Below are 14,972 nucleotides of genomic sequence, written 5' to 3' on the forward strand. Positions count from 1 at the left end.
GCGGTACGCCAACAGACTAAAGCCAGCGGCCCGGCGCGGGGGGTCACCTGGACGAACCCCCCGGCCCGCCCTGTCCGGCGGCGCGCGTCCCGGTCAGTTCCGCCCACACCACCAGCCGGTGGCTGTGCCCCCATTCCGGGTCGCAGGTGGTCAGCGTCAGGTACCGGCCCGGTGCGGTGAAAGGGGACTTCGGCGGGACCGGGCCGACCACCCCGACGTCGGTCGGCAGAGTGCGCAGGGGCCCGCCGCGGATCGTGTACGTGTACCAGGTGCCGGCGCCCTTGAGGACCACCTCGTCGCCGGGGCGCAGCTTCGGGAAGTCCTTGAAGGGGTCTCCGTAGGTCCGGCGGTGGCCGGCCACGGAGAAGTTACCGACGGCTCCGAGGCGGGCGGTGGAGGGGTAGTGGCCCAGGCCCCTCTTCAGCAGCTCGGCGTCCGTGCCCTCCAGGACGGGCCGCACCCAGTCCGGGCCGAAGCGCGGTACGTACATCTCGGCGAAGGCCCGGCCGGGGGCGGGGGGCGGCTCCTCCGGGGCGGCGGCCGCGGCCGGCGGGGCAGCCGGGGCGTCCGGGGAGGCGGCCGGCGGGGCCTGCGCGGCCCAGCGGTCGCGCAGCCGGGCCATCTCCCCGTCCGCGGCCCGGTCCGCCTCTACCCCGGTCCACAGCAGGACGTAGGCGACGAAGAGCACGATCAGCGTTCCGGCGGTCAGGCACACCTCGCTGAACGTCCGTACCGCCAGGCGCAGTACGACGTCGCGACGGACCCGGTCACGGGGTGTTGGCCACCGGCTTCGCATGGTGGAGGTCCACTGTGCCGGAGTAGCCGGGAAGTGTCATCGCCTTGTGCTCGTCCACTTTCCAGCCCAGGCCGTAGGCGTTCACGTAGAGCTGGTAGTTCTGCAGGGCCGGGGAGGCCGCGAGGGCCTTCTTCAGCGCCGCCGGGTCGCCGACGGCCGAGATCTTGTACGGCGGCGAGTAGACGCGGCCCTGGAGGATCAGGGTGTTGCCGACGCAGCGCACCGCGCTGGTGGAGATGAGCCGCTGGTCCATGACCTGGATGCCCTCGGCGCCGCCCTGCCACAGGGCGTTCACCACGGCCTGGAGGTCCTGCTGGTGGATCACGAGGTCGTTGGGCTGCGGCTCGGGCACGTTGGGGATGCGGGCGGTGGCGTTCGGCGGGGCGTCGTTGAGGGTGACGGTCAGGCCCCTGCCGGAGAGCTCCTCGGTGCCGGAGGCGGCGCGCAGGGCGGCCAGCCTGGCGTCCTGCGCCTCGGTGCTGCCGTCGTCGCGGTCGGCGAGGGCGTCCACGCGGCCGCGGGCCGCGGCGGTGCTCTCCTCCAGCTCGGCGTTGTCCTGGCTGCGCTCCTTGATCAGGTCCGACAGCTTGAGGAGGGAGGCGTCCGTCCGGATGTTCGTACCCTTGGAGGTGTTGAAACTGGTGACGAAGAGCAGCCCGGCCAGGGCGAAGACGGCGGCCGTCAGCAACCCGATCGGCCTGGCCCGGCGACGGGGACCCGCGGAGGAGTCGTCTGAATTGCTCAACGTACCCTTCTCCTTCAACGCCACAGGTCCACTACGCTAACGGACGCCCGGGGCAGGCAAGGTCCCCAGCGCATCGACAGGAGAGCCCCTCGTGCCGAAGTCACGTATCCGCAAGAAGGACGACTACACGCCGCCGCCCACGCGGCAGCCGCAGAACATCCGGCTGACGAACCGCAGCTGGGTCGCCCCGGTCATGCTGGCGTTCTTCCTGATCGGTCTCGCGTGGATCGTCGTCTTCTACGTGACCGAGACCCAGCTGCCGATCGAGGCTCTGGGCAACTGGAACATCGTGGTCGGTTTCGGCTTCATCGCGGCGGGATTCGGCGTTTCCACGCAGTGGAAGTAGCACCTCCCGGTCACTGACGGAAGCTCTCCCCATGAGTTATCCACAGCGTCATCCACACCTGAGGAAAAGACAGAAGATCTGTGGATAACTCTGTGGAGAGTTGACGCCGGTGTGATCAGGTGAGTTCCGCCGTACGGAGCATGATCAGTCCCGCTGCCAGCAGGAACACCACCGCACAGGTGCCCCACTGGACGAGTGCGCGATGCTTCGCGGCGGTCGGCGCGAGCATGCCCAGCCCGACCAGCGCGCCGGTGACCAGACCGCCGACGTGGGCCTGCCAGGACACGCGCAGGTATCCGCCGAACGGCACGAAGGTCAGCACCAGCATCAGCACGACCATGATGATCAGCGGCCGCATCTCGTACCGCAGCCGCCGCGCCAGCACCACGGTCGCGCCGAGCAGCCCGAAGATCGCCCCCGACGCGCCCACGGTCGGGGTGTTCGGCGCGGTCAGGAGATAGACCAGAGCGCTCGCGCCCAGGCCCGAGAGCAGGTAGACCGCGAGGTACCGGGTCCGGCCGAGGGCAGCTTCCAGCGGGCCGCCGATCACCCACAGCGCGATCATGTTGCTGATGATGTGCCACCACTCGACGTGCAGGAACACCGAGGTCAGCAGTCGGTCGTACTCGCCGGCGGCGACGCCGTGGACGGGGCCGCCGAGGTAGTCGACGTACTGGCCGAGCAGCTGGAGCCGCACCACCAGCGCGGGGGCCAGGAGGCCGAGGAAGAAGACCGCGACGTTGATCCCGATGAGGATCCTGGTGACCAGGTGGGGGTCCTCGGCGACGACCCCGCCCGCGATGGTGCGAGGCGCGTTGGCGGTGGGCCGGTGTCCGGTCCCGGAGCCCTCGCGGACGCACTCGGGGCACTGGAAGCCCACCGCCGCACTGATCATGCACTCGGGGCAGATGGGGCGCTCGCAGCGCGTGCAGCTGATCCCCGTGTCGCGGTCCGGGTGGCGGTAGCAGCCGGGCAGACGGTCGGTGTCCATCGGTCCCCTCGGTCGGCGGCGGCAGGGGGTGCGCCCCGCCGGTGCGGTACGTATCCAGTACGGACGGACGGGGCGGAAAGGTTCCCGGGCGGAGCGGGGAGCGGTGCGGTGCGGTGTGCTGTGGTGTGGTGCGGTCCGTCAGCGCTTCTCGACGACGACGGACTTGATGACCACGTCCGCCAGCGGCCGCTCGGTGCGCGAGTTGGTGGCGCTGGCGGCGATGGCGTCCACGACCTTCCGGCTCGCGGGGTCGGTGACCTCGCCGAAGATGGTGTGCTTGCGCGTCAGCCAGGCGGTGGGGGCGACGGTGATGAAGAACTGCGAGCCGTTGGTGCCCGGGCCGGCGTTGGCCATGGCGAGCAGGTACGGCTTGGTGAAGGCCAGGTCGGGGTGGAACTCGTCCGCGAACGCGTAGCCGGGCCCGCCGGTGCCGTTGCCGAGCGGGTCGCCGCCCTGGATCATGAAGCCGCTGATGACGCGGTGGAAGACGGTGCCGTCGTAGAGCGGGTCCGTGGTCTTCTGGCCGTCCGTGGGACGGGTCCACTCGCGGGCGCCCGTGGCGAGCTCGACGAAGTTCCGGACGGTCTTCGGAGCGAAGTTCTCCAGCAGCTCGATCTCGATGTCGCCGTGGGTGGTCTTCAGGGTGGCGTAGAGCTTCTCGGCCACGGATCTGCCTTCCATAAGTCATCACTGTCGGTCCAGATGGTCGCACGGAGGGCTCCGCGGCACTGAAATCCTCCACCCGTATGCCCTGTCACGCATGCCTGTCGTCGCTATGGCAGGCATGATCCGACAAAGGGTGGAAAGGTGAACTGTGTCCGCCACCGAGGAGGAGGATCCCGTGACCGGCAAGGACAGCGCGCGCCTGGCAGCCGAGAGCGCCAGGGAGAGCGTGCGGTACGCGGCTGAAATGGTGGCGCCGTACGCGGAATCCGCCAGGGACGCTGCGGTGCACTACGCACACGAGGCCAACGAACGGCTGTCGCCGATGGTGTCCCAGGCTGCCACCGGCGCCGCGCGCCAAGCCCGGATGACCTACGACTGCCATCTGCACCCACGCCTGAAGGCGGCGCGGGCGCACGTGCCGCCACCCGTAGACCGGGCCGCGGTGAAGGCGGTCCACCAGACCCGTCTGGCGGCCCGTCATGCGGCCGACTACACACAGCCGAAGATCGAGAGCGCCCTCGCGGCCGCCACGCCCGTGGCCGAGGAGGCCGCGGCCCGGTCGTCCGCGGCGCTGGCGGCGCTGCGCGGCCAGGTGACCGCGAAGGAAGTACAGAAGCTCGTCCGCAAGCACGAGCGGGCACAGCGCCGCGGCCGGGTCCTGCGCGGGGCCGCCCTGGTGGGCCTGCTCGCGGCCGGCGCGTATCTGGCGTGGCGGTGGTGGGACCAGCAGTCGAACCCGGACTGGCTGGTCGAGCCGCCGGCGGCGACCGAGCTGTCGGACCGTGACGCCGCGGCGGCGAACTTCGACGACGAGCTGGCGGAGAAGGAGCGCGAGGCCGGTTCCTCCGGACCGGAGCCGGGCTCCGGTCACTGACTTCCGGCATGCGGGAGGGCCCGGACCCCTGGAAGCACCAGGGGGGTCCGGGCCCTCCCGCGTCCCCGCGTACGGGGTCACGGGACGGAGCGGGAAGGTCAGGACGGGAGGTTCAGGACCGCGCCCGGCGGAACAAGGTCGGGGTTGGCGCCGACGACGCCCCTGTTCATGGCGTAGAGCTCGCGCCAGCGGGCCTCGTCGCCCAACTCGCGGCGGGCGATCGCGGCGAGGGTGTCGCCCTGCCGGACGGTGTAGGTGCGCGTCTTCGCGGTGGGCTGCGGCCTGGCCACGGGCGCCGCGGGGACCGCCTTGTGCGCGGCGGAGTGGGGCGTCGGCGTGTGCGCCGCCCCCGGCCGGGCGGCCTGCGGCGCGGGCTTCGGCATCGCGGCGGGCCGGGGCTTGGCGGGTACGGCCTTGTGCGCCGCGGAGGCGGGCGTCGGGGTCGCGGGCGCCGGCCCGGGCGTGGGCGGCGCGGCGGCCGCCATGCGCTCGGCGGCGGCCCTGGTCGCCGAGGCGGCGTCGGCCGCGGCGCTCCTGGAGGAGTCCGCCCCCTTGGCCGCCCGCTGCTGCACCTGCTCCTGCGCCTGCTTCTTGTCGGACTTGAGGAAGTCGAAGATTCCCATGTCTGTACGCCTCCGGCGTGAGGGTCCCCCCTGGGGTGTCGGTGCCTTTCCCCACTGTCCGCCACCCGGCGGCGGCCGGCCCAGCGGCGGGGCCGACCGGGGGACGCGCGGGCACCGGGAACGCGCCGGGAAGGGACCGGGAAGACGTGGCACCAGCATCGTGGGACACGATGGAGGAGAAGGACCGTGATCATCAGACAGGCCGCCGAGCGCGTGGTTCTGGTCAGGCCCGGGCCGGGGCTCCTGCACGCCGCGGCCGTGGCGGGCCTGGAGGTCTGGGTGGTGTCGGACCGCGCGGCTCCGCCCCCGGACACCCTTCACTCCTCCGGGCTGGCGCCGCAGCGGATCCTGCCGGCGGACTTCGACGACGCCGCCGCGCTGGGGGACCTGCTGGCCGACACCGTCCTCCGGCACGGGATCGGCCACGTCCTGTACCTCGCGAGTGATCTCGTACAGGGCCTCGGCAGCGCTGCGGCGGCCGCCGCCGAAGACGTGCTGCGGGACCTCGCCGGACAACGACCGCGCCCTGCGGGCGGACTGCCGGACGCGGTCGCCGTCCGGCGCGTCCTCAACCAGAGCCGGACCTCGGCCGTCCGCGCCGAGGAGGCGGGGACCGTGGCCGAGGCCCGCGCCCTCGCCGAGGACTTCCCACTGCCCGTGGTCATCAAGTCCGCCGACGCGTCCGGCTGTTGGCGGACCGTACCGGTGCACGACCGGCACGGCCTGGACCGGTGGGCCGAGCAGGCCCGCGCCGCGCGCCACAGCGCCCCCTACCTCGTGGAGGAGCTGCTGACGGGTGCGAAGTTCCGTGTCGAGACCCTCAGCGTCGACGGCATGCACCTGGTCGCGGGGATCACCCCCGAGGGGAGTGCCCCACCGCTGCCCGAGGCGGAGCGGGCCGGGATCCGCGCGACCGTACGGGCCCTGCTGGACCTGGTCGGCTACGAGTACGGCACCACGCGGACGGACGTGCTGGTCGGGGCACGGGGAACGCGCATCGCCGCGGCCGTGGAGCCCGGCCGGGAGCGGCCGCGCGAGCGTCCTTCCCGCGCCGCCGCCGCGACCGGTAGCGAGAGGGGAACGGACCGGTAAGGGACTGGGTCAGTCTGTGTCCTGTCGAAAGCGGCAGCCGTCACACGGGGGCCGCACACCGGGTACCACGCACCAGGGGGTTCAGCACATGCGCAGCAAGCTGGTCGGACTGATCGGGATCTTCGCGGTGGCGCTGGTGACCGGAGCCGCCGTGACGGCGCAGACGGCGGACGCCGGTCAGCCCTCCGGCTACGAGGTGCGCGCGGACGACAAGGGACCGGGCGCCCCCTCCCCGCGCCCCGTCCCCTGACCCTGCACGGCGCCTGACCCGGGCCTCGCCTGGCCCGGGACGTCGCCTGACCGGCCCGTCAGCCGCCCGCCACGGCCCGGCGCCGCGCCGGACGCCGGCGGTGCCCCGTACCGGATCCGCGGTACGGGGCAGCCGCCCGTGCCGGGCCGGTGGTCAGTAGGCCCGGCGGTGCTCCGGCAGCCCCATGGCCTCGAACAAGCCCTCCGCCGCGGCGCGGTGTCCGGCCGCCGCCGCAGGGTCTCCGAGCGCCTCGGCCGCGTGGGCGAGGCCCACCAGCGCCGCCGCCTCCTCGGCCCTGAAGCTCATCGGCGACGCGATCCGGTGGGCGTGGGCGTGCAGTTCCCGCGCCGTCCCGTGCTCCCCCCATGCCGCGTGGAGCCGCCCGAGGACGTTCTCCACCTTCGCGAGCCGGATCGGGGCCCCGCCCGTACGGCCGAGGACCAGGGCCCGCTCGGCGAACGCCCGCGCCGCCAGGCCGTCCTCGCGCTCCTGCGCGACCCGGGCGGACAGTGCGAGCACCAGGGCGACGTCGCCCGGGGACCTCGTCTCGTCGCACAGGTCCCGGGCCCGCTTCAGCGTGGCGTCCGCATCCGTGTACTCCTCCAGGCCGACCTGGGCGAAGGCGAGGTCGGTCAGGGCCGCGATCACGTTGCTGCGGTAGCCCAGTTCGCGGCCGATCCCGACCGCCCGGCGGGCGGCGGCGGCCGCCTCCGGATACCGGCCCCACCGCTCGTACAGCGTGCTGAGCGTGCTCAGTGTCTCGGCCTCCGCCCGGGCGTTGCCCAGCTCCCGGGCCATCGCGACCGACCGCTCCAGCAGCGGCAGGGCCTGCGCGTACCGCCCGAGCATCGACATCAGCAGCCCGGTGGTGGAGTCGCTGTGCGCCTCGGTGTGCCGGTCCCCGGCCCGCACCGCCGTCTCGCGCGCCTGCGTGGCCACGTCCAGGCCCTCCTCGAATCGGCCCAGTTTCCAGCAGGCGGCTCCCAGATTGGCCAGGCTGATGCCCAGCAGGGCCGGGTCGTCGAGGCGGCGGGCCGCGGCGACCGCCAGGTGCCCGACGCTCCAGAACTCGTCGAGCTGGCCCTGCGCGTGCAGGTGGAAGCCGACGTTGCGGCTCAGGCAGGCCGCGTAGCGGTCGTGGCCGGACCGCTCGGCGAGGGACACCGCCGCGAGCAGCCCGGCCTGTTCCCGGTCGAACCAGCCCACGGCCTCGTCGGCGCTCCTGAAGGCCGGCCGCTCGCCCCGGTAGGGCGGGATCCCGGTGGGCCGCTGCTCACGGCCCGGGAAGAGCACCTCGCAGGCCGCGTCCGAGGTCGTCATGTAGTAGCCGAGGAGCCGTTCGACCGCCGCCGCGTCGTCCTCGGCCGTCGCCGGGCCCCGCAGGCCCTGCGCGAAGGTCCGCACCAGGTCGTGGAAGGTGTAGAGCCCGATGTCCGGCTGCTGTACGAGGTGGACGTCCAGCAGGAACTCCAGGGCGTCCTCGGCGTCCCGGACGGCCGTGCCGAGGAGCGCCGCGGCCGAGTACACGTCGGTACCGGCGCACGGGTACAGGCTGAGGATGCGGAACGCGGTGCGGTACTCCTCGTCCATCGCCAGGTACGACAGCCGCAGAGTCGCCGCGACGCTGCGCTCCCCCGAACTCAGCTCGTCCATCCTGCGCGTCTCGTCGCGCAGCCGCTCGACGAGGTAACGCACCGTCCAGCGCGGCCGGTTGCGCAGGCGGGCCGTCGCGATGCGCAGGGCCAGCGGCAGATGGCCGCACAGCTCGGCCAGTTCGGCGGAGGCCTCCGGCTCGGCGGCCACCCTGGCCGCGCCCAGCGTCTCGGCCATCAGGCTGGTGCTGTCCCCGGGTTCCATCGTCCCGATGGACACCCACTCGACACCGTCGAGGTCGAGGAGCCGCCCGCGGCTCGTGATCAGGACGAGGCAGCCCGGCGAGGCCGGCAGCAGCGGCCGGATCTGCGGGGCGGAGACCGCGTTGTCGAGCAGCAGCAGCACCCGCCGGCCTTCCAGTTTCGCCCGCCACAGGGCGGTGCGCCCCTCAAGGTCCTCCGGAATGCGGTCGCCGGGTGTGCCGAGGGTGCGCAGCAGGCCGTCGAGCGCGGCGGTGGGCGCGACGGGGCTGCCGCCCGGGGTGAAGCCGCGCAGGTCGATGTGGAGCTGCCCGTCGGGGTAACGGGCGGCCAGCCGGTGGGCGGCGTGCACGGCGAGGGTGGTCTTCCCCATGCCGCCCATGCCGTCAATGGCGACGATCCGGGAGTACCTCTCGCCGCCCCGGCAGGCTTCCCGGGCGTAGTCGAGGAGCCGGCCGAGCTCGCGGGCCCGGCCGGTGAAGTCGGAGAGGTCGTACGGAAGGGTGCAGGGGGCGTCGTCCGGCGCGGCCCCGGCCGGTGCGGGCTCCGGACGCAGCGGCTCCGACGGACGCGGCGGCTGCGGCTCCGCCGGTGACGGCGGCTGTGTCTGCTGCTCGGCCTGTGTCTGCGGCTGCTCGGAGACCGGTTCCCCGGCGGCCGCGTGGCCGCGCGGCGGGCCTGCCGGGCCCACCGGCGGGCCCGCCTCCGGCTCTGGACCCGCCGGTGGGGGAGCGGCCCGTACGGGATCCGGTGCCCCGGGGGCCGCGTCCGCGGAGCCCGGCCGCTGCGGGGCCGCCAGCTCCGGTCCGTCCCGCAGGATCGCCTCGTACAGCCTGGCCAGTCCGGGGCCGGGGTCGATCCCGAGTTCGTCGACGAGCAGCTCGCGGACCTCCCCGTACTCCTTGAGGGCCTCCGCCTGCCGCCCCGAGCGGTACAGGGCCAGCATCAGCTGCCCCCGCAGCGTCTCCCTCAGAGGGTGCTGCGTGATGAGGGCGCGCAGGTCCGAGACCAGCTCCCCGCTCCCGCCGAGCGCGAGGGACAGGTCGAAGAACTGCTCGGCCGCGGCCAGTCGGCGCTCTTCCAGCGCCGTCGCGGCGGCCTCGATCACCGGCCCGCCCGTGCCGGACAGGACCGCGCCCCGCCACAGCGCGAGCGCGGACCTCAGGCGCTCGGCGGCCGCCGGGCGGTCACCCTCCCGCAGGGCCTGCGCCGCCGCCCTCGACAGCGCGTCGAACTCCAGCAGATCGAGCTGCCGGTCCGTCACCGCGGCCCGGTAGCCGGGCCCGTCGGTGGCGATCACCGCCGTCCCGCCGGGAATGCGCCGGCGCAGGTCGGCGACGGCCTTGCGGACCTGGTGCGCGGCGGTCGCGGGCGGGTCCTTCTCCCAGGTCGCCTCCACCAGCCGGGCCACCGGCACCACCCGGCCCGATTCGAGCAACAGCATGCACAGGACGCGTTCCTGGATCGATCCCCCCAGCCGCAGCCGTGCCCCGCCCGCCCAGCCTTCCAGCGAGCCGAGCACGTTGAAGCGCGGAAGGTCCCCCTCACGCCCCCCGGTGCTTCTCTCCCAGGTCTCCGTATCCGCCCCCGCCATCGGACATCCCCCCGTCAGCACAGCCCTGACCAGGGCCATGTCAACGGGATCATAGGTGGTGCCTCCAGCACGCGGTAAGCATCCGGTAGCGGATCGGGAAGCCCCGCGCGGACAGTTCACGACAGGCCCGACAAGGCTGCGGACAAAGCGAGTTGTGAAAAGGAGACGAGTGTGGGAAGACCGGAGCGGCCACTGGCCCCCGACGCCGGACCCGTCACCGCGTTCGCCCGGGAACTGCGCATGCTGCGGACCGCGGCGGGCAGCCCCGGCTACCGCGAGATGGCCACCCGTGCCATGTTCTCCGCGTCGGTCCTCTCCGAGGCGGCGGCCGGATACCGCCTCCCGACCCTCCAGGTCGCCCTCGCCTTCGCCGAAGCCTGCGGCGGGGACCGTGCCTGCTGGGAGCGGCGCTGGCACGAGGCGGCGCGCGCCTGTGGCGACGACGGCGCCCCCCGCCCCCCGGCCAAGGCCGTGCAGGCGCACCACGAGAACGAACTGCGCGCCGCCGACGTGCGCGCCGTGCTCCCGCCGCCGGCCCAGCTCCCGATGGAGCCGCACACCCTGGTGGGACGGTCGGCCCTGCTCCGGCAGGCCCGATCCCTGACCGACCGGTCCCCCGGCGGAGAGCACCAGGTGGCACCGCTGGTGATCAGCGGTCAGATCGGTGCCGGCAAGTCGGCCTTCGCGCTGCGCCTGGCCCGTGAACTGGCGGCGAACCTGCCCGACGGACAGCTCTACGCGAACCTGGACCCGGCCGCCGGCGGACACGGCGACGCCGCCGGGATCGCGGGCGGCTTCCTGGAGGCGCTGGGCATCCCCGCCGGCCGCGTCCCCGCCGACCCGGGTCAGCGCATCGGGCTCTACCGGTCCCTCCTCAACCGCCGCCGGCTGCTCGTCGTACTCGACAACGTGCGCCACGAGCACCAGGTACGGGACCTGCTGACGGCCGCGCCCGAGAGCCGCGTCCTCATCACCAGCCGCTCCCGGCTGCTCGGCCTGGACGGGGTACGCCGGATACGCGTGCCCGTCCTGGAGCGGAACGAGTCGATGGAAGTGCTGGCCCGGCTGCTGGGCAGCGACCGGGTCGGTGTCGAACCGCGGGCCTGCCTGCTACTCGCCGACGCCTGCGGTGACCTGCCGCTGGCGCTGAACCTGGCGGGCCGGCGCATCGCGGCCCGACCGGAGTGGATGCTCCAGCACGCGGTGTCGGACCTGATCGGCGACCGGCGGCGGGACCCCGCCCGCTTCCTCGGCCGGCTCCGGGTGGGTGACGACGCCCTGGACGCCCGCCTCGACGACGCCTACCGGCAGCTGACGCCGTGGGCCCGCCTGATGCTGCGCCAGTTCGCCGGCTCGGAGCACCCGCCCTCGGTGGACGACGTCGTGTACGGGTCGGCCGAGGCGCTGGCCGCCCTGGTCGAGCGCTCCGCCCAACCGGTCGAGGACCTCCTCGAACGCCTCCTGGACGCCGGCCTCCTCGACCACGGCGGGCTGCCCGGGCAGTACGGTCTGACGCCGATGGCCCGTGCGTTCGCCCTGACCCAGCCGGACCCCACCCAGGAGCCCCCGCCCGCCGCACCCCGCCCCGGCGCTCCCGCCCTCACGGGCGGCCGACGCCACTTCGACGACACCCCCTAAAGGGTCCCCGGCGACCCGACGCCGGCCAGCCGGTCGGCGAGTGAGCGCGCGACGAGCGGCGCGAACGCGAAGGACGTCCCGCCGTCGGCCGCGTACGCGTATCCCGCGCCGCCCAGGGCGGCCGGCGCCGTGCCGCCGGCCGGCGCGAAGGCCGCGTGGTAGGAGTCCTCGGCCGCGGTCACCCAGGCCGGGCCGAAGCCGGGCAGCAGGTCGCCGAACTCCCTCTCCAGGCTGCGCTGCCAGTACGGGTCGGTGGTGTGGTCGGTGATCTCGTCGACCGCCCGGCGGGCGGCGGCCGAGCTGAGCTTGAGGCCCGTACCGGCCACCGGCGGGACCAGCCGGGCTCCGCCCGGGGTGCCGGGGAAGGCGACGGCCGGGGTGGCCGCCCACGCCCGTGCCTGGTGCGGCGGCACCCGGCAGTGCAGGAGGGACTGCCGGTAGAGGGTCAGCCGCTCGGCGACGCCCTCCGGCAGGAGTTCACGCGAGCGGGGATCCACCGCCACGAGCACCGCGTCACCGTGCACCGCCCGCCCGTCGGCCAGGCGTACGGTGCCGCTCGCGCCGTCGACGGCGGTCACGGCCCGGTGCTCGACCAGTCGGACGCCGCGCTGCCACTTCAGCCAGCCGGCGCAGGCGGCGAGGACGCGCCCGGCGAGCAGGACGCCGGCCTCCTCCTCCAGTACGGCCCCGAGACCGCCGTCCAGGCGCAGGTGCGGGTAGCGGTGGGACAGGTCGGCCGCGGTCAGCTCCCTGGCCGTCCCCCCGGCGCTCTCGACCAGGGCCGCGCCCGCCGCGGCCGCGGCGGGCGGCAGCACGGTGAGCGCTCCGGCCCGCTCGTAGAAGCGCGTCATGAGCAGCTCTTCCAGCTCGACCCAGCGGTGGTGCGCACGCAGCGCCGCCCGCGTCGCGGACGGGTCCGCGGGATGCAGGGCGCGCAGCACGCGGTGCCGGCCCGGGGAGGCGGCACCGGCGTCCGGGACGGAACCCCGGCCCACGACCGTGACCAGGTGTCCGTCGAGCACGCACTCGACCGCGGTGAGCAGGGCGACCACCCCGCCGCCCACGACCGTCACCCTCGCCGGCAGCCCGGCCCCCGGCCGGGACGGGGGCCGCCGGGCCGGGCGGCCGGAAGCCCGGACGGGCCGGGTCGGGGCGGTCGTGGACACGGGGGCTCCTGGGAGGTCGGGCTCCGGCGCCGACCGGAACGGCCCGGTGACGGCACGGCCGGGTGTGCGCCGGCGGGAGGCGGATCGGCGGCCGGCCACACGGCCCCCGTCCCGTCGGGCACGTCCGGTTCCGCGCTGAGCCGGCTCCGCCCATTGCACGGCCCCGCCCGATTGCCCGGAAGCGAGCCGGGCCCCGGACAATCAAAGCCGTCCCGGATGGTCAGGAGTTGGCGCGGATCAGGTCCAGCAGGCCGGGGAAGCGTTCGTCCAGTTCCGCCCGGCGCAGGGTCGCCGCCCTGCTGTTGCCGCGGTCCACCTGCCCCACCAGGCCCGCCTGGCGCAGGACCTTGAAGTGGTGGGTGATCGTCGACTTCGAGACGGGCAGGTTGAAGGACGCGCAGGTCCGCGCCGTGCCTTCCGGCTCCTTCAGCAGGGCTGAGACGACGGCGTAGCGCAGCGGGTCGGCGAGCGCGCTCAGCACGGCCGGCAGGCTCATCTCCTCGATCGAGGGGTGGCCATCCTCATCGGGCATCGCATGGTCCTTCCTGAGGTACGGGTTGCATCATACCTCTCTTCTGTGTCAGCTTAAGGTTCGATTCGAACCGTACCTGGTCGCGCCGCCGGCCGGGCCGAGCCTGGAGTTGTGCCCCCATGAGTACGCAGACCACGTCGTCGGCCGCGCCACCTGTGCAGGCGGAAGGGCAGCCGGGCCGCACCGTCACCCTGGCCGCGGTGCTCCTCGCGGTGTTCGTCGTCCCCATGTCGATCTCCGGAACCGCCGTCGCACTGTCCGACATCGGCGCCGACACCGACGCCGGCCTCGCCCCCCTGCAGTGGGTGGTGAACGCCTTCAACGTCGCCTTCGCCTGCTTCACGCTCGTCTGGGGCTCCATCGCCGACATCGTCGGCAGGGTCAAGGCCTTCGCGGCCGGCGCCGCCGTCTACGCCGTGGCCTCGCTCGCCAGCGCCCTCGCCACCAACGTCCTCTGGCTGGACGGCGCCCGCGCCCTCGCCGGCATCGGCGGCGCGGCGATCTTCTCCTGCGGCGCGGCGATCATCGCGACCGTCTTCGACGGCCCCGCACGCGCCAAGGCGTTCGCGCTGTTCGGCACCGTCGCGGGCGTCGGCGTGGCGATCGGCCCGTCGCTGGCCGGCGTACTCGTCCAAGGCCTCGGCTGGCGCTGGGTGTTCGCCGTGCACGCCGTCGCCCTGCTCCTGGTGCTGCTCGCGGTGCCCGCCATCGCCAAGGCCATGCCCGCCGACGGCGGCAGCGGTGCGAGCATCGACGTCCCCGGCAGCGCGCTGTTCGTCGTCGCCATGGTGCTGCTGACCACCGCCATCGTGCAGGGCTCCCAGTGGGGCTGGGGCAGCACCGGGGTGCTCGGGCTGTTCGCGGGCGCCGTCGTGGTCCTCGCGGTCTTCGCGGCGGTCGAGAACCGCAGGGAGCACCCCATGCTGGACCTGAGCGTCCTGCGCAACCGGCGCTTCGTCGGCCTGTGCCTGGTGCCCGTCGCGGCGTCCTTCGGCTTCGTCACGATGCTCACCTACCTGCCGAGCTACCTGACCGCGGCCACCGGCCGCGACACCGGCACCGCCGGCCTGATCATGCTGCTGCTCACCGCGCCCGTGCTGGTCTGCCCGATGCTCGCCGCGAAGCTCGTCACCCGCGGGGTCTCCGCGCTCACCCTCATCTACGTCAGCCTCGCCTGCCTGGTCGTCGGCGACCTGGCGCTCACGCTCTTCTCGCCGGACGTGACGATCCTCGTCGTCGCCCTGCCGATGCTCGTCACCGGCGCCGGCATGGGCCTCTCGGCCGGGCTGGTCGACGGCCAGGCGCTGGAACTGATCGACCCGGCCAAGGCCGGCATGGCCGCCGGGTTCCTCAACACCCTGCGCCTCGGCAGCGAGGCCATCGCCGTCGCCGTGTACGGGTCCGTCCTCGCGACCGTCCTCGGCACCCGCATCGAGGACGGCATCGGCGACCACGCCGGCGCCGCGAACGCCGGCCAGGTCGCCGACCAGGCCGCCGGCGGCGACTTCGCCCGCGCCACCGAGCTGTCCGGCGCCGTGGACACCGAGGGCTTCACCCACTTCCTCGCCCAGTCCTACGACTCCGCCTTCCACACCGTCCTGTGGGGACTCGCCGCGGTCTGCGTCGTGCTCTGCGCCGTGGTCGCCGCCCTGCTGCGCGGCGGCCCCGCCAAGAGCGCCGCGTGACCGTCCGGTGAGCGGGGGGAGCGCGCACCGCGCTCCCCTCCCGCACCGCACGACACCCACGAGACCGGCCCGGCGCCCCGATTCCCCCGTCACGGCGCCGGGCCTCCCGCGTTCACCCGCG

Annotated in this window: 14 protein-coding genes; 6 read left to right on the forward strand and 8 right to left on the reverse strand. The window is 74.1% G+C overall.

Annotated elements, in window-relative coordinates; translation table 11 throughout:
* Window positions 1–43: 43 nt before the first annotated feature.
* Together BSL84_RS17720 and BSL84_RS17725 are read right to left on the reverse strand one after the other, a co-directional pair.
* A complete protein-coding gene (locus BSL84_RS17720; protein WP_079273232.1) occupies window positions 44–796 on the reverse strand; it encodes a class E sortase in 753 nt (250 codons plus the stop codon).
* A complete protein-coding gene (locus BSL84_RS17725) occupies window positions 768–1,541 on the reverse strand; it encodes a DUF881 domain-containing protein (protein WP_030031167.1) in 774 nt (257 codons plus the stop codon). Before BSL84_RS17725 ends, BSL84_RS17720 begins: the two co-directional genes overlap by 29 nt.
* A gap of 91 nt (window positions 1,542–1,632) precedes the next feature.
* Between BSL84_RS17725 and crgA the strand changes: the two genes are divergently transcribed.
* The gene (crgA, locus tag BSL84_RS17730; protein WP_030031168.1) at window positions 1,633–1,887 is read left to right on the forward strand and encodes a cell division protein CrgA; all 255 of its coding nucleotides are present in this window, start codon (window positions 1,633–1,635) and stop codon (window positions 1,885–1,887) included.
* 115 nt (window positions 1,888–2,002) lie between these two features.
* On the opposite strand, the gene BSL84_RS17735 is transcribed toward crgA, so the two are convergent.
* Window positions 2,003–2,878 carry a rhomboid family intramembrane serine protease gene (locus tag BSL84_RS17735; RefSeq protein ID WP_030031169.1) on the reverse strand — a complete coding sequence of 292 codons (876 nt, stop codon included), beginning with the start codon at window positions 2,876–2,878 and terminating at the stop codon, window positions 2,003–2,005.
* A gap of 138 nt (window positions 2,879–3,016) precedes the next feature.
* Window positions 3,017–3,544, reverse strand: coding sequence for a peptidylprolyl isomerase (locus tag BSL84_RS17740; RefSeq protein WP_030031170.1), 528 nt, complete (start codon window positions 3,542–3,544; stop codon window positions 3,017–3,019).
* Between the two features lie 148 nt (window positions 3,545–3,692).
* Here BSL84_RS17740 and BSL84_RS17745 point away from each other — a divergent pair, with 148 nt between their 5' ends.
* Window positions 3,693–4,418 carry a DUF5324 family protein gene (locus BSL84_RS17745; protein WP_107484817.1) on the forward strand — a complete coding sequence of 242 codons (726 nt, stop codon included), beginning with the start codon at window positions 3,693–3,695 and terminating at the stop codon, window positions 4,416–4,418.
* A 98-nt stretch (window positions 4,419–4,516) separates the two neighbouring features.
* Here the strand turns inward: BSL84_RS17745 and BSL84_RS17750 are convergent, their stop codons facing one another.
* Entirely contained in the window at window positions 4,517–5,041 is a 525-nt protein-coding gene (locus BSL84_RS17750; RefSeq protein WP_075970718.1) for a LysM peptidoglycan-binding domain-containing protein, read from the reverse strand.
* 186 nt (window positions 5,042–5,227) lie between these two features.
* Between BSL84_RS17750 and BSL84_RS17755 the strand changes: the two genes are divergently transcribed.
* Complete coding sequence (locus tag BSL84_RS17755; RefSeq protein WP_075970719.1) at window positions 5,228–6,133, forward strand: hypothetical protein; 906 nt, start codon at window positions 5,228–5,230, stop codon at window positions 6,131–6,133.
* Window positions 6,134–6,221: 88 nt separating this feature from the next.
* Entirely contained in the window at window positions 6,222–6,383 is a 162-nt protein-coding gene (locus tag BSL84_RS36140; protein WP_158879720.1) for a hypothetical protein, read from the forward strand.
* A gap of 153 nt (window positions 6,384–6,536) precedes the next feature.
* Here the strand turns inward: BSL84_RS36140 and BSL84_RS17760 are convergent, their stop codons facing one another.
* Window positions 6,537–9,830, reverse strand: coding sequence for an AfsR/SARP family transcriptional regulator (locus BSL84_RS17760; RefSeq protein ID WP_075970720.1), 3,294 nt, complete (start codon window positions 9,828–9,830; stop codon window positions 6,537–6,539).
* A 171-nt stretch (window positions 9,831–10,001) separates the two neighbouring features.
* On the opposite strand from BSL84_RS17760, the gene BSL84_RS17765 reads away from it, so the two are divergent.
* Window positions 10,002–11,468, forward strand: a complete 1,467-nt coding sequence (locus BSL84_RS17765; RefSeq protein ID WP_075970721.1) for an NB-ARC domain-containing protein — start codon at window positions 10,002–10,004, stop codon at window positions 11,466–11,468.
* Here the strand turns inward: BSL84_RS17765 and BSL84_RS17770 are convergent.
* A complete protein-coding gene (locus tag BSL84_RS17770; protein WP_075970722.1) occupies window positions 11,465–12,634 on the reverse strand; it encodes an NAD(P)/FAD-dependent oxidoreductase in 1,170 nt (389 codons plus the stop codon). The genes BSL84_RS17765 and BSL84_RS17770 overlap by 4 nt on opposite strands.
* A gap of 220 nt (window positions 12,635–12,854) precedes the next feature.
* The gene (locus BSL84_RS17775; RefSeq protein ID WP_030028010.1) at window positions 12,855–13,166 is read right to left on the reverse strand and encodes an ArsR/SmtB family transcription factor; all 312 of its coding nucleotides are present in this window, start codon (window positions 13,164–13,166) and stop codon (window positions 12,855–12,857) included.
* 119 nt (window positions 13,167–13,285) lie between these two features.
* Between BSL84_RS17775 and BSL84_RS17780 the strand changes: the two genes are divergently transcribed.
* Window positions 13,286–14,851 (forward strand): MFS transporter, encoded by a 1,566-nt coding sequence (locus BSL84_RS17780; protein WP_030028009.1) that lies wholly within the window; start codon window positions 13,286–13,288, stop codon window positions 14,849–14,851.
* Window positions 14,852–14,972 lie beyond the last annotated feature (121 nt).

This window comes from Streptomyces sp. TN58, from assembly GCF_001941845.1.
Classification (GTDB): domain Bacteria; phylum Actinomycetota; class Actinomycetes; order Streptomycetales; family Streptomycetaceae; genus Streptomyces.